Origin of the sequence: Alienimonas californiensis (assembly GCF_007743815.1) — a bacterium.
In the GTDB taxonomy this organism is placed as follows: domain Bacteria; phylum Planctomycetota; class Planctomycetia; order Planctomycetales; family Planctomycetaceae; genus Alienimonas; species Alienimonas californiensis.
Window position 1 is genome coordinate 2,498,823 of record NZ_CP036265.1, and the last position, 18,456, is coordinate 2,517,278.

The 18,456-nt window shown below is 72.1% G+C and carries 15 protein-coding genes (1 of these 15 cut by a window edge); 6 read left to right on the forward strand and 9 right to left on the reverse strand.

The genetic code is table 11. The features are described 5' to 3' along the window. The 3 genes from metG to CA12_RS09780 form a co-directional block, all read left to right on the forward strand. Positions 1 to 307 carry the end of a methionine--tRNA ligase gene (metG, locus tag CA12_RS09770; protein ID WP_145358769.1) on the forward strand. The gene continues 1,784 nt to the left of window position 1, outside the view, so only the last 307 of its 2,091 coding nucleotides appear in the window; its start codon lies off the left edge, out of view; its stop codon occupies positions 305 to 307. Positions 308 to 411: 104 nt separating this feature from the next. Then, entirely contained in the window at positions 412 to 1,677 is a 1,266-nt protein-coding gene (locus tag CA12_RS09775; protein ID WP_145358770.1) for an SGNH/GDSL hydrolase family protein, read from the forward strand. A gap of 73 nt (positions 1,678 to 1,750) precedes the next feature. Next, positions 1,751 to 2,479: a family 16 glycoside hydrolase gene (locus CA12_RS09780; RefSeq protein ID WP_145358771.1), complete on the forward strand. Its 729-nt coding sequence runs from the start codon at positions 1,751 to 1,753 to the stop codon at positions 2,477 to 2,479. Here the strand turns inward: CA12_RS09780 and CA12_RS09785 are convergent. From CA12_RS09785 to CA12_RS09795, 3 genes are read right to left on the reverse strand one after another with little or no spacing between them, the layout of a single operon-like run. After that, positions 2,457 to 2,975 (reverse strand): hypothetical protein, encoded by a 519-nt coding sequence (locus CA12_RS09785; protein WP_145358772.1) that lies wholly within the window; start codon positions 2,973 to 2,975, stop codon positions 2,457 to 2,459. The genes CA12_RS09780 and CA12_RS09785 overlap by 23 nt on opposite strands. 22 nt (positions 2,976 to 2,997) lie before the next feature. Continuing rightward, positions 2,998 to 3,510 (reverse strand): adenine phosphoribosyltransferase, encoded by a 513-nt coding sequence (locus CA12_RS09790; protein WP_145358773.1) that lies wholly within the window; start codon positions 3,508 to 3,510, stop codon positions 2,998 to 3,000. Between the two features lie 43 nt (positions 3,511 to 3,553). Further along, positions 3,554 to 5,620, reverse strand: coding sequence for a serine/threonine-protein kinase (locus CA12_RS09795; protein ID WP_145358774.1), 2,067 nt, complete (start codon positions 5,618 to 5,620; stop codon positions 3,554 to 3,556). 123 nt (positions 5,621 to 5,743) lie between these two features. Between CA12_RS09795 and CA12_RS09800 the strand changes: the two genes are divergently transcribed. Next, complete coding sequence (locus CA12_RS09800; protein WP_145358775.1) at positions 5,744 to 6,103, forward strand: sirohydrochlorin chelatase; 360 nt, start codon at positions 5,744 to 5,746, stop codon at positions 6,101 to 6,103. A gap of 126 nt (positions 6,104 to 6,229) precedes the next feature. On the opposite strand, the gene CA12_RS09805 is transcribed toward CA12_RS09800, so the two are convergent. The 5 genes from CA12_RS09805 to CA12_RS22480 all read right to left on the reverse strand — a co-directional run bounded on the left by CA12_RS09805 (position 6,230) and on the right by CA12_RS22480 (position 15,573). Continuing rightward, positions 6,230 to 6,805, reverse strand: coding sequence for a hypothetical protein (locus tag CA12_RS09805; RefSeq protein ID WP_165700664.1), 576 nt, complete (start codon positions 6,803 to 6,805; stop codon positions 6,230 to 6,232). Positions 6,806 to 7,130: 325 nt separating this feature from the next. Then, complete coding sequence (lptB, locus tag CA12_RS09810) at positions 7,131 to 7,946, reverse strand: LPS export ABC transporter ATP-binding protein (RefSeq protein WP_145358777.1); 816 nt, start codon at positions 7,944 to 7,946, stop codon at positions 7,131 to 7,133. 83 nt (positions 7,947 to 8,029) lie between these two features. Beyond that, positions 8,030 to 9,064 (reverse strand): hypothetical protein, encoded by a 1,035-nt coding sequence (locus CA12_RS09815; protein WP_145358778.1) that lies wholly within the window; start codon positions 9,062 to 9,064, stop codon positions 8,030 to 8,032. A gap of 76 nt (positions 9,065 to 9,140) precedes the next feature. After that, the gene (locus CA12_RS09820) at positions 9,141 to 11,195 is read right to left on the reverse strand and encodes an AAA family ATPase (protein ID WP_145358779.1); all 2,055 of its coding nucleotides are present in this window, start codon (positions 11,193 to 11,195) and stop codon (positions 9,141 to 9,143) included. A 160-nt stretch (positions 11,196 to 11,355) separates the two neighbouring features. Further along, complete coding sequence (locus CA12_RS22480; protein WP_207622191.1) at positions 11,356 to 15,573, reverse strand: type II secretion system protein GspD; 4,218 nt, start codon at positions 15,571 to 15,573, stop codon at positions 11,356 to 11,358. Positions 15,574 to 16,258: 685 nt separating this feature from the next. Here CA12_RS22480 and CA12_RS09830 point away from each other — a divergent pair. Both CA12_RS09830 and CA12_RS09835 read left to right on the forward strand, forming a co-directional pair. Continuing rightward, positions 16,259 to 16,600: a hypothetical protein gene (locus tag CA12_RS09830; RefSeq protein WP_165700665.1), complete on the forward strand. Its 342-nt coding sequence runs from the start codon at positions 16,259 to 16,261 to the stop codon at positions 16,598 to 16,600. After that, positions 16,597 to 16,989, forward strand: coding sequence for a hypothetical protein (locus CA12_RS09835; protein ID WP_145358781.1), 393 nt, complete (start codon positions 16,597 to 16,599; stop codon positions 16,987 to 16,989). The genes CA12_RS09830 and CA12_RS09835 overlap by 4 nt, the downstream gene beginning before the upstream one ends. A gap of 14 nt (positions 16,990 to 17,003) precedes the next feature. Here CA12_RS09835 and CA12_RS09840 read toward each other — a convergent pair whose 3' ends face one another. Next, positions 17,004 to 18,419, reverse strand: a complete 1,416-nt coding sequence (locus tag CA12_RS09840) for a transcription antitermination factor NusB (protein WP_145358782.1) — start codon at positions 18,417 to 18,419, stop codon at positions 17,004 to 17,006. Positions 18,420 to 18,456 lie beyond the last annotated feature (37 nt).

An 18,456-nucleotide genomic window follows, 5' to 3' on the forward strand; every position in this document is an offset into this window, starting at 1 on the left:
TTTGAAGATCGATCTGCGGGTCGCCGAGGTGCTGGAGAGCGAGGCCGTCGAGGGGGCGGACAAGCTGCTCAAGCTCAAGCTGGGCCTGGGCGGCGGGCATACGCGGCAGGTGTTCGCGGGGATGAAGAAGGTGTACTCGCCGGAGAGCCTGCTGGGCCGGAAGGTGATCTGCTGCGCGAACCTGAAGCCGCGGAAGATGCGGTTCGGCGTCAGCGAGGGCATGGTGCTGGCCGCCGGCGCCGGCGAGCCGGACATCTACATCCTCGCCGCCGACGACGGCGCCCAGCCTGGCATGCGGGTGCACTGACCCCACCCGCAGACGGGTGCATTGAGACGCATCAGTTCGCCATGATGCCCGCGTCCTGGACCCTCACAGGGTCCGGGACGCTCCCGTTTCTAGAAGGCGCTCTGATGACGACCCCGCTGCTGATCGCCCTGCTGACCGTCGCCCCCGCGGCCGACCCGGCCGCCGAGGATCCGGCGTGGCTGCACGTCCGCGGGGGGCTGCCGTGGACGGCGGCGAAGATCGCCGGGGACGGCCCGGTGCGGGTCGCGTTTCTGGGCGGGAGCATCACCGAGGGGAACGGTTACCGGCCGCTCGTCGAGGAGAAGCTGAAGGCGCGGTTTCCGGACGTCGCGTGGGAGTTCCACAACGCTGGCGTCAGCAGTACGGGGTCGACGACCGGTGTGTTCCGGTACGTCGGGGACGCGTTCGGCGGCGGGGGCGACTGGCCGGTCGGGGCGAACCTCGTCGTGGCGGAGGCCGCGGTGAACGACGATCAGGATGAACAACTGCCCGCCGGCGAGGCCGGGTGGGGTATGGAGGGGGTCGCGCGGATGTCGCCGCTCCCGCGGCTGGCGGGGCCGGACCTACTATTCGTGCACTTCCCGAACCCGCCGATCGTCGAGAAACTGAGGGCGGGGGAGGCGCCGATCTCCGTGGCCGCCCATGAACGGGTCGCGGAGCACTACGCGATTCCCAGCGTGAACGTCGCCGCGGAGGTCGCCCGCCGGATCGACGCCGGGACGCTCTCCTGGGAGCAGTACGGTGGGACGCATCCCGGGCCGGTCGGGCACGAACTGGCCGCGGAGATGATCGCCGAGGCGATCGCGCGGGGGCTGGTCGCGCCGGCGGACCGGCGGGAGACGCCGGCGTGGCCCAGCCGGCGGGAGCCGTTGCGGGCGGACGCGATCGACATCGCGAGCCTGCTGCGGCCCGGGGCCGAGGAGAAGGTGGAGCGGGAGTTCTTTGCCGAGACCGTCTCCGCCGACGCCGCCTGGGCGACCGGCGTCCCGGACTGGGAGGCGCTGCCCGGCTCCTGCCGCGACCGCTTTCAGCAGACCGTCCTGCTGCATACGGCCGCGCCCGGGGCGACGTTGACGGTCGACCTGGAGCACGCCGTCGCCCTTGGCCTGTACGTCCTCGCCGGGCCGGACGCCGGGGCGCTCGAGGTCAGCGCCCCCGGCGAGGCGCCGAAGGTTGTGCAGCTCTACCACGATCACAGCAAGGGGCTGCACTACCCCCGCACCGTATTGCTTTACCGCAGCGACGAACCGCCCGCCGGCCCGCTGACGGTGAAGGTCGTGACGGGAGACCACGGCGGCGCCGCGGTGCGGATCGTCGGCGTGGGGATCGGCATCGCCGTCCCGAAGGAACTGAGGCCGGACGCCCCCTGATTGACGTATCGGCCGACGCCGTTCGGTAGGCTGGCGCCGTTCGTCCCCGCCCTCTTGCCGATTGGTCCCGCCCGTGTTGGTCGCCCCGCTGCTCTCCTGCGCTCTCCTGGGATTCGCCCCGCCCGCCGTCGCGGAGCCCGGCGCCGTCGCTCAGCCCGGGGCCGTGCTGTTGGAGGACTCGTTCGACCGGGCCGAGAAGGACGACGCCAAAGAGCAGGTCGGCAACGGCTGGACGACGAACAGTAAGGCCCGTGCGAAGGGGAACAAGCAGGTGGATCTCGCAGACGGCGCCCTGCATATCACGATGCACGCCGAGGCCGACCACGGCGTCTCCGTCCGCCACGACGGCCCGACCTGGACCGACGGCACGCTGTCGCTGCGGTTCAAGCTGCCGCCGAAGGGCGACTTAGGCGTGGACCTCGCCGATATGCAGGAGAAAAGCGTGCACGCGGGCCATTTGCTGATCGTCCGCGTGCGGCCGAGCGGCGTCGAACTGCGGGACCATAAGGCCGGCGGCATGGAACTGACCCGCCGCGAACGCCGTCAGGCCGGACAGGTCACTGCCGAGGACAAACAGGTGATGAAGGACGCGGTGACCCAGGTGAAGATGAAGATCGCCCCGAACGAGTGGCACACGTTGTCGATGACCACCGCCGGCGACCGGCTGAGCGTCTCGATCGACGGCAAGCCGGTCGGCGAACTGCAGTCCCCCGGCATCGCCCACCCGACGAAGCGAACCGTCCGCCTCGCCGTCAACAGCGAGGCGTGGGTGGACGACTTCAAGTTGACGGCGGCGGAGTGATCTCTGGGGCATCCGCAGGCCCGTGCTGCGGACTGTCATCGCAGGGCGGCTCCGCCACGTGCGGCCCGTCGTCCTCTTCGGGATCCGGGTAGAATGCAATGTCGCGATCCGCACCGAGGGACCACCACCCGCCGCGGGCGTAGACGCTGCTGACGGCGGGGGCGGTCCGCAGCAGGGTGGCGATCTGCTCCTCCGTCATCGCGTCCTCCGCCGGGGCGTGGATGCGAACGACGCCGTCGAGGAGCCCGCTCGTCGACCTGGCCAGCCGGGACACCTCCTCGTCTGTGAGCGGCGGCCGTCGGTCGGGGAACCCCACGCCGTACTCGCTGTAGAACCCGATCGGCGGCGTGAGGCTCCCGACTCTCCCGCCGAGGTCGCTCGCCGTGCGGACGAACCGCTCGTGCCCCCCGCGGGCGCTGACCCAGCACCCGCCGACCCAGAGTCCCAGCGCCGCGGCGACGCTCCAGCCGAGCAGTCGTCGGAGCGGTCGCGTCATGGCGGGGCGGCGGGAAAGGAGGTCAGTACGTGATCGCCGCGGACACCGGCAGATTGCCGAGTTTGCTGCGGCCGTTCAGGAAGGTGAGTTCGACGAGGAACGCCGCGGCGGTCACCTCGGCGCCGGCCTGGCGGGCGAGGTCGGCACAGGCGGCGACGGTGCCGCCGGTGGCGAGTACGTCGTCCACGATCAGTACCTTCTGGCCTTTGGTGAGGGCGTCGGCGTGCATCTCGAGCATGTCGTTGCCGTATTCCAGGGCGTACTCCACCGCGGTCGTCGCGGCCGGCAGCTTGCCGGGTTTGCGGACCAGCACCACGCCGCAGCCCAGTTCCTGCGCCATCGGCACGGCGAACAGGAAGCCGCGGGCCTCCACCGCCAGAATCGCCTCGGGCGGGTCGGCCCGGTACGGCTCGGCCATCGCCCGGATCGCCTCCTGCGTCGCCTCGCGGCTGGCCAGCAGCGGCGAGATGTCCTTGAAGACGATCCCCGGCTTGGGGAAGTCCGGCACGTCGCGGATGTGATCGAACAGGTTCATCGCGGGCGTCGCCGGGCAGGGCTGAGGAACGGGCGCGGGCAGGCTAGCGGCCGGCGGCCGGCTCCTCCATCAACCCCGGTTCCGACTCCCCCGGCTCCAGCGAGCGCCGCAGGTCCCGGGCGTCGTCCAGCAGCGTTTCGGCGGCGGGGTCGTCGGCGTACAGGCCGATCAGTCCGTCCAGCACGCGGCGGGCGGTCGCGGGGTCGCCGGTCTCGGCGGCGTCGCGGGCGTCGTCGAGGGCCTTGTCCGCCATCGCGGAGACCGCCGGCGGGGGGATTGTCAGGTCGGCCAGCATCGCCTGGGCGATCCGACGGTTCTGGGCCAGCCGCCGGTCGGGGTCGGCGGCGGAGGTGGCGTTCAGGAAGTGCCGCAGCGTCCGGGCGGCGGCGGGGCGATCGCCGGTGAGGGTGCGGTGCACGGCGAGCCGCAGGAACCGTTCCGCTTCGTTCGTCGGCGGTTCGGCCAGGTTGGGGCGCAAGACGGCCCGCTCCAGTTCGTAGCGCCGCACCCGATCCGCCAGCTTGCGGGCCTGTTCGAGCGTGTAGGCCCGGGCCTCGGGCGTCAGCGGTTCGCCGGGGTTGCCCGCCTCGGCGCTCGCCTTTTCAACCGCCTCGATCCCCTCGGGCGCCAGCAGCGGGGCGAGGTGGCGGTCCCGCGCGTCGCTCCACGCGGCGCCGGGCGATTGCTCCAACGCGGCCCGGGCGGCGGCGAGGTGCTGGCCGACCGTCATCTCGCCCGGCGGCGGCAACTCCGGGGCCTGCAACTCGAACCACAGGACCCCCCCGGCGATCAGCAGGGCCAGCGCCGAGATCAGCACCCAGGTCTGCTCGAAGAACCGGGCGACGGGGCCGGTCTCGTCCGTCTCCTCCAACGCCCGCACCACGCCGTTGCGGACGATCGTCGCCGGGCCCGGCCCCTCACGCGGGAAGGCGAGGGCTTCGTTCGCAGCCCCCTCCGCATCCTCCTTCGAAAGCGTCGCCCCGTGCAGCGACGTGCCGGCGAGCGACCGTCCGATCGTCGCTCCCCCGAGATTGGAGACGGTTGAGGCGGGTTCGATCCCGGCCCGTTCCTCCTCTTCCTCCTTGGCGGGGCGGGTGGGGCGATCCGGCAGCGGGACCGCCTCGTCCGGCGGAACTCCCGTGGACTCCCCGCTTGACTCCCTGTTGGAGTCCGGGGCGGGAGTCCCGGTGGCGTAGTCCTCCCGTCGCACGGCGGCGGAGAGTCGATTGGAGACAACCCGAGCGTCGGCGGGGCGGTCGGCGGGGGACTTCGAGAGCAGTTCGCAGATCACCGCCTCCACCGCGGGGGGGCAGTCGGGGGCGTAGCGGCGGGGGGCGTCGAACTGGCCGAAGCGGTGTTGCTGGAGCACCTCCACCGCCGACTGCCCGCGGAAGGGCGGCACGCCGCAGACGCAGGCGTACAGCACCGCCCCCAGCGAATAGAGGTCGCACTTCTTGTCGACCCGCTTGCCGGTGGCCTGCTCCGGTGCCATGAACTCCGCGGTGCCGATCACGCCGCCGGTCTGCGTCAGCCGGCCGGCGGCGAACAGTTGGGCGACGCCGAAGTCCACCAGCGTGACGTGCCCGACGCCGCCGGGATCGTCGTTTCCCTTGGGCGTGAGGATCAGGTTGGACGGCTTGAGGTCCCGGTGTACGACCCCCGCGTCGTGGGCCGCCTTGAGGGCCGTGCAGATCTGCACGCCGAGATCGACCGCCGCCCGCCAGGGCAAGCGGCGTTCGCGGCGGAGGCGCACCAGCAGCGTCTCCCCCTCGACGTACCGCAGGGCGAGGAAGGCGAGAGCGTCGTCGGTCGGTTCCGCCTCCTCTCCGGACCCCGGGGCGCCGGGCGCCGTGTCCGGGAGGAGGTTCCCCTCGGCGTCGACTGAGCCGCTGGCGAGGTAGCCGGCGATGTGCGGGTTGTTCAGGCGGCGGACGGTCTCCACCTCCCGGGCGAAGCGTTCCCGAAAGCCCGGCTCCCGGGCCAGCGCCGCCGGCAGGATCTTCACCGCGGCGTGCTCGCCCGTCTGGTCGTGCGTGCCGAGGTAGACCGTGCCCATGCCCCCGCTGCCGAGTTTCCGCTCCAGCAGATAGGGGCCGACGCGAGGGGGCATGGCGAAGGCGGAGGGAGGAAGGCGGAAGGGCGAAGGGACGGTGAAGGGGCCGACCGTCCGCCCGGTTCAGCGTACGCTGCCGAGCTGTTCCCTTCCGCCCTTCCGCCCTCCCCCTTCCGCCTTATGAAGGCCGCCCTGCTGATCGCCCACGGTTCCCGCCGGCAGGAGGCGAACGACGATTTACACCGATTGACCGCCCAGGTGATCGAACGCGGCGGGTTCGAGATTGTGGAGCCGGCCTTCCTGGAACTGGCCGCCCCCGACATCCCCGCCGCCGCCGCGAAGTGCGTGGAGCGGGGCGCCACCGACGTGCGAATGCTGCCCTATTTCCTCAGCATGGGCACGCACGTCGCCGGCGACCTGGAGGAGTTCCGGGCGCAGTTCGAGGAGCAGTACCCCGGCGTGCGGTTCGAGGTCCGCCCCCCGCTGGGCCTGCACCCGAAGCTGGTCGAGGTGGTCTTCGAACGGCTGGGGGCGGCGTAGCCAGTTGGCCCTGTGAGCCCGAAGCGCAAGCGAGGCTGGACGACCCCGAACCTCGCTTGCGCTTCGGGCTCACGAGGAAGATCGACCGGGCTGCCCGACCGAAGATCCGGCCAGCCGCCCAACGACCTACAGGCAGTTCGGGTCGAGGCGGGCGCGGTTGACGTCGATGCGTTCGAGCACCGTCAGCACCGCCTTCATGGGCAGGCCCCATTCGCGGGCCCACAGCAGAATGTGGAGGTTTTCCCAACCGGCGTCGACGCGGTCGAGAATGCGATCGGCGAGTAAATCCCCGCTGGCGATCGCCTCATGCAGCGTCCCGAACGTCGCGGGATCGAACTGGTCCCACCTGACTCGGCCGGCGACGTGCTGCAACTGACAGGCCCGACAGAAGTGCGGCCACCGCGTCGCGTACCACTCCCGAATCGCCCCCTCTCCCGCGTCGTAGCCCTGCCGTTCGCTCACCAGCCACTTGTGCCGTTCGGCCTCCCGGTAGGCCCGCTCGTACAGGTTCATCGCGGGGCCGGCGTTCGGATCGGCGACCGGCGGGGGGGAGCAGCGGCAGGCGTAGGCCAGCGCCGCGGTCATTGACACCTGCATCTCCCCCTCCCCGACATCCCAGCCCCGACAGACGGCCGGGATGGCCGTCGGCCGTCGCGGACGGCAGACCGAATCGGTTGCGGAGCGAACGGAAATAGCGGGCATCAACGCGACTTCCCCCGGGGCAGCGGCCGAAGCCGTAAGGCGAGCAACCTGGTTATAGTGCCCGCTCTCACAGCGGGACAGCCGAATCGCTAGGCAATCTGGGCGATTGTTGGGCCGTTTCCAGCGATTTCGACGGTTTTTCTGCCGCACTGCGACTGTTTGTCGCGGATCCGGCGGATCCCCCCTCTCCTCTTCGGGGGTTCTTCCCACGCTCCCCGGGAGACGAACCGGGGAGGGACTGAACAGTGGCCGCCAAACGCCCAGACGCGGCGTCACGGCGGCCAGACTGTGGTGTCGCGGCAGCCAGACGCTGGCTCGAACCCGCTCAGGCAGCGGTGCGGCGGGGGGCGTCGAAGGCGTCGCGGCCTTCCAAAATGCTGCCGGCGTCGAACCGGGCGCCGAAGTACTTCTCCTGAGCCTCTTTATTGGAGAGCACCTCCCGGGCGGTGCCGCCGACGATCACCCGGCCCTCGCAGACGATGTAGCTGCGATCGGTGATCGTCAGCGTTTCCCGTTCGCGGTGGTCGGTCAGGAGGATGGAGATGCCGCAGTCCCGGAGGTCGCGGATAATGTCCTGGATGCTGTGAATCGTGACCGGATCGATCCCGGTGAACGGTTCGTCCAGCAGGATGAGGTCCGGCTTGGAGGCGAGGCAGCGGGCGATCTCCAGCCGGCGGCGTTCGCCGCCGGAGAGCGTGCCGGCGGTCTGGCGGCGTTTGTCGTCCAGGCCGAACTGTTCCAGCAGCGCCGTGGCCCGCTTGCGCTGGGCGGCTTTGGTGATCGCCTGGAACTCCAGCACGGCGAACAGGTTCTGTTCGACGGTCAGCTTCTTGAAGACGCTGTCGTCCTGCGGGAGGTAGCCCATCCCGCGGCGGGCCCGGCGGTACAGCGGCCAGGTGGTCACGTCCGTGCCGCCGAGGCAGACGCGGCCCTCGGTCGGCACCGTCAGTCCGCAGGCCATGCGGAAGGTGGTCGATTTGCCGGCCCCGTTCGGCCCCAGCAGACCGACGATCTCCCCCCGGCCGACGTAGAAGTCGATCCCGCGGACCGCCTTCTTGCCGCCGCGGTAGGTCTTCACCAACCCGTCGCAGGCGAGCAGCGCGTCGGGCGGGGCGGGGGCGGGGACGTAGCTGTCGGACATCGGCGTCGTGCGGGACGCGGGGACGGGGCCGCGAACCATAGTGGCTTCGCGGCGGCGGGGGGATGCCGGTTCGCAGCTCCGGATCAATCCCTCCAGATGATCGGCAGCAGAACGATAAGGTCCAGCGGACCGGCGCCGCCGAGTCGGTATTTCTCCGCCCCGCTCTCGGCCAGCACGGCCAGCCGCGGGGGCCGGTCCGTCGATCCGGGGACGAAGGCGACGCCCTCGCTCATCGGGGGGAAGTCGACGGTGCGGCGATAGCTCTGCGCATCCAAGAACCACAGCGGCACGTCGCGGCCGGCGACGGTCACGGTCCGGTGCGGCGGGCCGCCGGTCGGGTCCCGGTGGAATGCCAGTTCGCTGCGGTTCGCCCGGCCGTAGGAGACGCTGAGCGCCACCTCGCCCGGCCCGCCGTCGGCTCCCGGCAGAAAGGCGAGCCCCTGCACCCGTTGCCGCACGGAGAGCAGGCCCGTCACGCGGCCGGTCGGATCGGCGGGGTCGGACCGGACGACCCAGGCGTGCTTCGCTTGGCCGGCCCGATCGGTGAGGCGATGGGACGCCGCGGTGCGATACTCCCGGGCGAACGGGTTCGTCCGCCGCAGCGCAAACTCCCCGACCCACAGCTCGTCCCCCGCCAGACCGGGGCGGGCGGCGGCGTAGTCCGCCTGCGTTTCGTCCCGCCGAACCGCGGTCGCCCGCAGCCGCGGCGGCGGGGCGTCGGCCAGAAACGGGGCCAGCGGGAACCGCAACACGCGGCCGTCGGAGGCGACGAACAGGTCGTCGGCCGTCGCCGCCAGCCCGCCGACGTGCCCGCGGTGCGGCCTGCCGTCCGGTTCCTCCAGGTCCACCACGGCAATCAGGGACCCGTTAGCCCCATCAAGCACGGACACGCACGACGCCGCCTCCCCCGGCCGATCATGGGAGACGAGGAACCGCTCTCCCGCCCCGTCCGCCCCCGCAACCCAGGCCAGCCCCTGCGGCACCGCGTCTTCCCGCAGCCCAGGGACGACCGGCCCGGCGACGTAGCCCGCCGGCAGGTTCAGCCCGTCGACCGGCCGCGGCAGCCCCTGCGTGAACGGCGGGGTTCCGACGAGAGCCAGAAGGAGGGCGACGACCACGGTGGACAGGACGGTGCGAGGGCGGCGAACGGTTCCACTGCGGAGCCCCTCCGACGATCGAACGACCGCGGCGGCGCTACTTCTTGGACAGCCGCACCCGGGCGAGGCGGGCGTATTCCGCCGGGGCGCCGGGCCGGGGGAGCGTTTTCAACTGCACCGGGCGCCAGTGCGGGCCGTCCGGCGGGGTCGTCCCGCCGGCCGCTTCGTCCGCATCCTCTTCGAACACCGGCAGTTTGGGGGCGGAGCCGGGCGGGTGATCGTCCGCGGAGGCGGGGTGCAGGTAGACGCGACGGTTCTCCACCAGCCGGGCGATCTCCGCGGCGAAGGTTTCGTCCAGCCCCGCCCAGACGACGGCCTTCGGGTTCGCCTTCAACGCCAGCGCCAGCGGGCCGGCGACGGGGGCGTAGGGCGCCAGCGCCTCGATCAGCGTCGGGAAGGTGGCCCCGTCCTTCGTGGCGAGGAACTCCGTAATCGCCGCCCGCAACTGGCCGCCGGCCGCCAGTCGACCCCAGGCGGGGCCCTCGGGGCCGGCGTCGCCCTCCAAATCGCCGCCGTGTCGGCGCTCCTGCTCCATCATCCGCAGCACGCGGCTGTCCGGGGTGGCGGGGCGGGTGCGGGTGCGGCACCACTCCCGCAGGGCGAAGATCTGGTCCTCCATCGTGACCGACAGCGGCACGGTCTCCTCGATCGCCCGTTTGACGTCCGCCTGGGCCGGGGCGCGGCCGTCGGTGTGGGCGTCGATCAGGGCGGTGGTCACTGCCTGGGCCAGTTCGGCGCCGCTGTGGCCCTCGCCGGCCTCGGCGAGTTCCTCCACGTCGAACGCTGCCGGGTCCTGCGCGCCGCGGGCCAGATGCACGCGGAGGATGTCCCGCCGTTCGTATTCGTTCGGCAGGTCGATGAAGAACAGTTCGTCGAACCGGCCGCGACGCAGTAGCTCCGGCGGGAGGGCGTCGACGGAGTTGGCGGTGGCGGCGACGAACACCGGGGCGGGGCGGTCCTCCATCCAGGTCAGCAGCGTGCCGGTCATGCGGCGGACGGCGGCTTCGTTCCCGCCGCCGCCGTCGCCCGTGCTGCCGGCGAAGCCCTTTTCGAGTTCGTCCAGCCAGAGCACCGCCGGGGCGATCGCGGCGACGTTGGCGAGGGCCTGCCGCAGGTTCTTCTCGCTCTGCCCCTGCTCGGAGGCCATCAGGGCGGCGACGTCCAGCCGGACCAGCGGGAAACCGAGGATGCGGGCGGCGACGCGGGCCGTCAGGCTCTTGCCGCACCCCTGCACGCCCAGCAGCAATACGCCGCGGGGGGCCGGGACGCCGCGGGCGGCGGCCTCCGGGCTGAAGGCGGCGGCCCGCTTGGCGAGCCACTCCTTGAGGTTCTGCAACCCGCCGACGGCGTCCGCCGATTCGTCCAGCCCGCGGAACTCCAGCAGATCGCCGCCGCTGACCAGCCGGCGCTTCTCGTTCACCACCGCCTTCAACGGATCGTCGTCCGCAGCGGAGTCGGTCAGGGCCAGCGTGAAGGCCCGCCGGGCGCTGTCGCGGGTCAGGCCGCGGGCCGCGTTCACCAACCGGGCGAGCAGGGCCTCGTCCGGGGCGTCGCGGCCGGCGGCGGCCGCGGCGGCGCGGAGGTCATCGGCCAACTCCGCCGAACTGGGCGGGGGCAGGTCGACGGTCGCCGCGTCGCTGTCCAGCGACGCCGGCAGCGGCGTGCGATGGGCGATCAGCAGCACGGCGGACTGCTTGCCCGTGAGGGCCGGCAACGCCTCCCGCAGCAGGCGGGCGCACACCGGATCGGCCAGGTGCGGACCGGCGTCGACCAGCAGGTGCAGGGTGCGGCCCTCCGCGGCGGCAAGCTGCCCCAGGTAGGCCCGCGGATCGGCGAGGCGCGGCTCGGTTCCCTCGGCGGGCGCCGTGCCCGGCGTTCGCACGCCGGCGGCGGCGCTCCACAGGGACACGGTCCAACCGGCCTGCGGTGCGGCGGCGGACAGGGCGTCGATCCAGCGGCGCTCCTCCGGCGTGTCCAGCGCCAGCAGCGGATACCCGGACCGCACCCGGGCGAAGACTTCGGCGACGGCGTGGGCGGTCGGGTCCGGGGCGGACTGGAACTGGACGGTCTGATTCGGGGACGGGACGGCCATCCGCACAGCGTAACGCCGAGCCGCCGCGGCGGCTCGGCGTGACGGTTCCCCGTCCTGGCCCGCCGTGAGGGCGCACGAAAAACGCCGCCGCGGGGGAGCCCCGCGGCGGCGCGATCGGTTCTGAACGGTCGGGTTGGGATCCCGTCCTCCTCACGGAGGACTAGATCTCGATGCCGAGCAGTTCCTCCTCTTCCTCCAGGATGATGATCCGGGGGGTGACCATCAGCATGAGGGACTCGGTGCTGCGGGCGACGCCGGTGTTCTTGAACAGCCGGGAGACGTACGGCAGCTTGTTGAGGATCGGCACGCCGGCCATGTTGCGACCCTCGCGGAGCCGCTTGATGCCGCCGAGCAACACGGTGCCGCCGTCCGGGACGGAGACGGTGGTGTTGACGGTGACGATCTCCTGCAGCGGGAGCTGAATGGTCAGGTTCTGGAACCCGCCGGTCGCTCCGCCGGTGGTGCCGGCGACGCCGCCGATGCCCGCGATGCCGCCGACCTGCTGGGGCAGGGTCTGGAGCAGAGCGTTCTGGGCGATGGCGCCGCCGCCGATGCCGCCGAAGCCGCCGGCGCCGCCGGCCACACCGGCGAGTCCGCCGGCCCCGCCCACGCCGCCGCCGCCGCCGGCGGAGGCGTAGGTGAAGCTGAAGATGTCGATCACGTTGGTGAACTCCGGGCTGACCGTCAGCCGGACGAACCGGCGGTCGGCGCTGATGACCGCGGTTACCGACATCGTGATGCCTTCCTGAATCAGCTGCACGTCCGGCTGGTAGGCCACGGAGCCGATTCCGACCACCGGGATCAGCGAGGCCACGAAGGGGATCTGCGTGGAGTTCTGCACGAAGGCCATCTGGCCGTTGTACAGCGTCACCTTCGGGGCGAACATCAGGTTGTTGCGGCTGTCGCTCTGGACGGCGTTGATGAAGAAGAAGGCTTCAATATCGCTGAGGATCGCGAAGCCGACGTTCATCCCGAGGCTCAGGTCGCCGGCGACGAAGTCGGGCACGCCGACCGCGAAGCTGCCCTGCTCGAAGGGGATGTCCAGGTCCTGACGGAAGTTGGTGGCGCCGGTCGCCTCGCTGCCGTCCACGCCGACGACAACCCCGTCTCTGTAGTCGTCGCGGTCGCGGAGGTCGCGGCCGGGGCTCGGATCGAACAGTCCGTTCACCGCCGTGCCGGTCGGGTTCTGGTACTGGGTGGCGCCGCCCTCCTGCAGCGGCGGGAGCACCGGCAGGGCGAAGTTCGGGAAGAACGGGGCGGTGCCCGGAGCCAGCGGGCCCGGAGTGGTGCCGGCGGTCTGCGGGGAGATCGTGTCGATCGCCCCGAACGGGCTGGCGTCCACCGGGCCGGCGCCCAGGGCGTCCTGCACGTCGAAGTCGAAGTCGATGCCGATCCGCTCGAAGAACTCGTCGGTCACCGTCACGAACCGCACCTCGACCGCCACCTGAAGGTCCTGCAGACGGCGGAGCTGGGTCAGCAGCTCGGAAATCTGCTCGTGCACGGCCTGCGTCTGACGCACCACCAGGGCCAGCGTCGTTTCGCTGGTCTGCAGCGACCCGCGGCCGCCCAGCATCTCCCAGCTTTCCGGTTCCACGGTGGTGCGGATCAGCTCGGCGAGTTCGTCGAACCGCATGCGGCGGCTGTCGCCCTCGACGCGGCTCTCAATCCGCCCGCCGGTCACCGGGTCCACCAGGGCCCCGGAGAGGTCCATGTTCGGCGCCACGCCGCCCACGGCGGGCACGCTGAAGTTGCCCACGCCCAGACCGCCGCCGAAGGGGTTGGCCTTGGCGCCGGACTTCGCCATCGGATCGGTCCCGCCGTGCGAGCCGAAGTTCTGGATCGCCACCACCAGGTCCGTCACCGGGTAGGGCTTGGTGATCAGCTGCCCGCCCATGCGATTGCGGTTGGTCACCTTCAGCACGTCGTCGGAGATGACGTGGCCGAGGTCCAGCGGCTCCAGGATCAGGTTCAGGGCGCTTTTCAGCTGCACGCCTTCGACGTTGATCGTCACCGGGGTGTCGATCCCGGCGCCGACGGCTTCCACGTCGGCCGGGTCGGCGACGATGTTGATGTCCGCCAGCGTCGCCAGGTGAGACAGCACCTCGGCCAGCGGGGCGTCCTGGAAGTGCAGGCTGACCGGGCGGGTCATCGCCGAGGCGATCATCTTCTCCTGGGTGCTCATGTCCCCGACCACGCCGGTCTCGCCGTAGCGGAGGCCGCGGCGGACGGTCAGGGCGTCCCAGTTTTTGGGGAACTCGAAGTCGTCGGCGAACGGGATGCTCGCCTCGTCCACGGAGGTCATCGCGGCGACGAAGCCCTCTTCCTTCGCTTCGGCGATCGCTTTGCCCTGGAACTCACGGTGCGCGAACTTCGCCTTCCAGACCATCAGCTCCGCGTGCGGGGCGTCCGGGTCCAGGGCGCGGGCCTGCTTCGCCGTGGCGAGGGCTTCGACGAACTCCCGGGCGTCCAACTGGTCGTTGAAGCGTTCCGTCAGCTCGTACATCTCCTTCTCAATCCGGGCCCGGCGGAGCTGCTCCGTGTTGATCTCGTCCTTGACCATCTTGTTCCGCTCCGCCAGCTCCAGCTTGGGGGCCATCTGCTTGGCGTAGCTCTCGACCGCGGCGCTGCTGTTGGCGATGTGCCGCAGCATCGGGGCCTTCAAGTCGTCCCGCAGTTCGGCGGTCTCGACGCTCTGCTTGGTGCGGTTCAGCACGGCGCGGGCTTCGGTGAGGTTGTCCGCTTCCTTCAGGCGCTCGGCCCGGAAGATGGCGTTCAACACCTCGCCCCGCAGCTTATCGAAGCGGACGTTCTCGGCCTGGCTGGCGAGGGTCAGTTGCTCGGCGGGGCTCTGGGCGCCGGCGGAGCGAACGGCCGCGGACGGGTTCACCGCCGCCGCCGGGGTCACGCCGCCGTTCATCCCGCCGGCCGGGGCCAGCGAGACGAGGAAGCTCTGCATCTGCTCGGCCCGGAAGGGGTCGAGCGGCGAACCGGCCTGCACGGCTTCGTGGGCGGCGAGGAACGCCTCCAGCGCCGTGTTGCGGTCGCCGGCCTTCAGGGCGGCCATGCCTTCGTCGTACTTCTGACGAGCGGTCGGCTCGGTCGGGGCGGACTTCGGCGCGGAGTTCGATTCCGCGGCCGGGGCGGCGAGTTCGTCGTCCTGAGCGGCAAGCGCGAACGGGTCGACCGGCGGGGCGGCGAACGGGCTGTCGGCGCCGGCGGCGGTGGAGACCGCTTCCGGCTGCTCGTCCGCCGTGGGCGCCTGAGCGGAGGTCGGGGTGACGCCGAAGGTGGCGTCGAAGTCCATATCGAAGGCGGCGTTGCTCACCTCGTTCGCGGCGGGCTTCGGGGCGCCCGCGGTCTTGGCGGCGGCCAGTTCGGCCCGCACCTTCTCCGGGCTGTCGCCCAGCAGGTCCCACGCCACGCCGGCGGACTCGGCGGCGCCGACGTAGGCCTCGGCCTGCTCGAACTCACCGGCGCCCAGCGCGTTGCGGGCGGCGGCGAGGGCGTCGGCGGCGGCCCCGCGGGCCAGCTCGTCGGCGCTCGGCGCCGCGGCGGCGGCCGGCTTGGGGGACTTGGCGGTGAAGGTGACCGTCTTGGTGCGGGCGGCGACCTCGCTGATGATCCGGTCCGGGCTGTCCGCGGCGAACAGGTCCCAGTCGGCGTGGAGTTCCCACGCTTCCAGGGCCAGCGAGCGGGCCTCCTCGTAGCGGCCGGCGTCCAGTTGGACGCGAGCCTGGGCCAGCAGCTGCATCGCGGCGGCCTTGCTGGACCCGCCCTCGACGCTGTTCGGCGCGGGGGCGCCCCAGCCGTCCGTCACCGGGGCGGCGGCGGGAGCGGCGGCACTGCCGAAGTCCATGGAGGCGAACTCGTCCGGCAGGATGTCCCCGCCGGTCGGCTTCACTTCCGCCGGGCCGAGAGCGGCCAGCAGCGCGTCCGGGCCGGCGCCGTCCGGCCAGTTCGTGCCGAACGCGGCGGCGGCGGCGGCCAGCTTGCGGGCGGACGCCTTGTCGCCCCGCTGCACCGCGGCGCGGGCTTCGGCGAGGAACAGTTCGGCGGTCTCCTTGTTGCCGTCCGTGTTGTGGGCGGCGAACGGGTCGACGTCCTGCAGGCGCCGCAGCGCCTCGTTCAGCATGAGCTGTTGCTCACGGCTCAGCTTCGCCTCGCCTTTGGCGGCAAGGGCGAGGCGGTTCTGGGCAGCGACGTGCTGCCCCTCTTTCATCAACAGCAAGCCGGCGGCGAGCTGGTCCGCCGGCGAGGCGCTCGCGGCGGTGTCCACCGCCGCGGTCATCTGCTCTGCGAGCGGCTTGGCGTTCGCCAGCCACAGTCCGGCGATCACCGCCGCTGTGGACCCGGCGAGGAGTCCGATGCGTCTGGCCAACGGTCCAACCTCCTTGTGGGGAATCGTGTCAGTGTCTGACAGGGAAGCGCCGCGCCCCGGGCGGCCCGCCGCGCCGCCTCCGCCGGAGCCCCGGCGCCCGCGGCGTTCCCCCTTGTTTCCAAGGACGAAACGCACGGTGCGGCCCGGGCGGGGCGGCGATGCGGTGGGTGAGTGGTCGGCCGGAAGGGGCGAGTGCCGGGGCGGATCGCGTCGCTGCGACCCGACGACCGGCGAAAACGGCTCGAAAACGTACGTGAAGCGGGAACTCGAGCGACCCCGACGGGCGCACCGTCCCCGCAAACTGCGGGGGCGGGGCACGGCGGGGGGGACGGCTTCGGTCGTAGGTCGCCCGGTCGAATCCGGTCAACCCGCGTGGGGCCGACATGACTCGAAAGACGCCCGGCCGGAGCCGTTCCGGGACCCGCCGCTTCAGCCTGACCGCAACAGGCGGCAGAACCGGCACGGCGGGTCCTCTCCTGTCCAATCGGAACGATTCAGGTTCTGCTCAAGCCGGATTCACCCCGGGCGCAAAGTTTCCTCAGGTTTCCCCCGGCGACGCTTTGCCCGGCCGCCCGCCCGCCGCGCTCACCCGCCCGCCCCGGTTCGCCGTCGCCGTCAGGCGGCGCGCCCGCTCAATGGCGCACGCCGCCTACCGGCGACCGCGAACCGGGGCTAACCTGCGGGCATGTGGGCCGTCGAACTCGTGATGCCGGCCGTGTTTCTGGTCTGGCTCGTGGCGACCGCCGCCCTCGCCGTGGCGGGGTTGCGGCGCTGGCGCTGGGGCACGCCCGGCGGGGCGACGGCGGCGCTCGCGGCCGGGGTGGGGCTGCTGTTTCCCTTCGCTGTGCTCGTGACGGCGGTCCTGGAGCAGGTCGCCCCGCAGGCCATGCGGTGGATGAACGACTCGGCGGCGTTTCAGGTCGGAATGGGGGCCGCCTGGCTCGGCTCGCTGTGGCTGTCCGTCCTCGCCGCGGCCCGGGTCCTGGGAGCCGCCCGCCCTGCCGACCCGACCGAGGACTCCCGATGAGTTCTGACGACGCCTTCCTGGCGTTTTTCCTCCTGCTGACCCTGAGCTACTCGGCGTTTGCGGTCGTCGCCGGCCGCCGCCGGGGGCCCGGCCGCGGGTTCGTGCTGGCCGCCGGCGTCTGCGGGTTCGCTGGCACGCTGATCCCAGTCGCGGACAACCTGAGCGGGCGAAATGACCGCCCGGGCCTGTTGAATTCCGTGCCGGAACTGGTCGGCGGCGCGATGGTCGTCGGCTCGTTCAGCCTGTTCGTCGCCGCACAGGTCCTGCTGACGGTCGGCCTGCTCCGCGCTTGGCGGGCGCGGGAGGCGCTGCCTGCAGGTGACGAAATGGAGCCGCGACCGTCAGGGAGCGTCTCTCTCGACGCGGCGCTGCTCAGAGACGCTCCCTGACAGTCGCGCCTCCTTCAGCCTGAAGCGCCCCTCCGCACCAATAGTGCCTGAAAACCGCCGTCGCCGGGGCGGCCGGGCCAGTGCAGTACGCTGCGGACGACCTTCCAATCTTGGAACCGCGGGTCCGCCAGCGCGGCGGCGACCACACCGGCGTTTTCCTCCGGTTCCACGCTGCACGTCGAGTACACGCACCGCCCTCCGGGTTTTACCCGCTCCAGCGCCGCGGCCAACAGGTCGGTCTGGCTGGCGGCGAACAGCGGCAGGTCGCTCGCCTTCACCCGCCAGCGGGCCTCCGGGCGCTTGCCCAGCACGCCGGTGTTGCTGCACGGCACGTCCACCAGCGCCGCGTCAAACAGGCCGCCGTCCTCCAGTCCGGGCAAATCGGAGGCGTCCGCCGCCGTCGCCTGCGTGCGGATTGAGGAAAGCCCCAACCGCTGGGCGTTCGCCGAGACCTTTTCGAGCCGTTGGCTGCTCACGTCCGCGGCGAGGATCTCCGCGGCGTCGCCGGACAGTTCGGCCAGGTGGGTCGTCTTCGTGCCGGGGGCGGCGCAGAGGTCGAGGACCCGCTCGCCGGCCCGCGGGGCCAGCAGGGCGGCGGCTCCCTGGGCGGTTTCGTCCTGCACGCTGAAGCGGCCCTCGGGGAAGCCGGGCAGGGCGACGACGTTCGCCCCCTCCGCCAGCCGGATCGACTGCGGCGTCGCCCCCGCGGTCGCCGCGACGCCGGCCTCGGCCAACGCGGCCAGCAGGGATTCGCGGTCGCCCTTCAACGGATTGACCCGCAGCGTGGGGACCGGGGGGCGGTTGAAGTGAAAGCCCAGCGCCCACAGCTCCGTCGGTTCCAGCCGCTCCGCCCAGCGCCGCGCCAGCCAGCGGGGGAAGGCGAAGGCGGCGGCGAAGTAGCCGGCCGGGTCGTCGGTGGGGTCGGGGAACACGCGGCGGCCGACCTTCCGCCAGCGGTCCGCGTCGCCCGGGCCGACCGGCAGCGGCACGGCGTCCGCGGCGGGGCCGGGGGCGGGGACGGGTTCGTCGTTCGCCGGGTAGACGGCCCGGGCGAGGCTCCGCAGCACGCCGTTCGTCAGCCCGGTCCAGCGGGGGGCGCCGCTGATCTCGGCGACGGCCACCGTTTCGTGCACCGCCGCGTGCGGGGGGATGCCGCCGGTGAGCGCCAGTTGGTAGGCGCCCAGCCGCAGCAGGGTCCGCAGGCCCGGTTCGAGGTCCGCCAACGGCCGGTTGAGATGGGCCTGGAGAACCGCATCCAGCGTCGCCCGCCGCCGCACCGTGCCGAACACGAGGTCCGAGATCAGCCGCCGGTCGACCGCCGGCACGTCGTAGTCGGCCCAGCGGCGCTCCAGCAGATCCTGGGCGAAGGTCTGCGTGGTCGCCTGTTCGAGCAACGCTTCATGGGCCAGCGCCCGGGGGGAACCGCTCATCGGGCGTCCCTTCCGCCGTGAGCCCGAAGCGCAAGCG

Coding starts and splice junctions, on each gene's coding strand:
- CA12_RS09820 (WP_145358779.1), bottom strand. CDS start 11,195: ATGGCCGTCCCGTCCCCGAATCAGACCGTCCAGTTCCAGTCCGCCCCG.
- CA12_RS09775 (WP_145358770.1), top strand. CDS start 412: ATGACGACCCCGCTGCTGATCGCCCTGCTGACCGTCGCCCCCGCGGCC.
- CA12_RS09830 (WP_165700665.1), top strand. CDS start 16,259: ATGTGGGCCGTCGAACTCGTGATGCCGGCCGTGTTTCTGGTCTGGCTC.
- CA12_RS09795 (WP_145358774.1), bottom strand. CDS start 5,620: ATGCCCCCTCGCGTCGGCCCCTATCTGCTGGAGCGGAAACTCGGCAGC.
- CA12_RS09790 (WP_145358773.1), bottom strand. CDS start 3,510: ATGAACCTGTTCGATCACATCCGCGACGTGCCGGACTTCCCCAAGCCG.
- CA12_RS09835 (WP_145358781.1), top strand. CDS start 16,597: ATGAGTTCTGACGACGCCTTCCTGGCGTTTTTCCTCCTGCTGACCCTG.
- lptB (WP_145358777.1), bottom strand. CDS start 7,946: ATGTCCGACAGCTACGTCCCCGCCCCCGCCCCGCCCGACGCGCTGCTC.
- CA12_RS09840 (WP_145358782.1), bottom strand. CDS start 18,419: ATGAGCGGTTCCCCCCGGGCGCTGGCCCATGAAGCGTTGCTCGAACAG.
- CA12_RS09805 (WP_165700664.1), bottom strand. CDS start 6,805: ATGCCCGCTATTTCCGTTCGCTCCGCAACCGATTCGGTCTGCCGTCCG.
- CA12_RS09785 (WP_145358772.1), bottom strand. CDS start 2,975: ATGACGCGACCGCTCCGACGACTGCTCGGCTGGAGCGTCGCCGCGGCG.
- CA12_RS09800 (WP_145358775.1), top strand. CDS start 5,744: ATGAAGGCCGCCCTGCTGATCGCCCACGGTTCCCGCCGGCAGGAGGCG.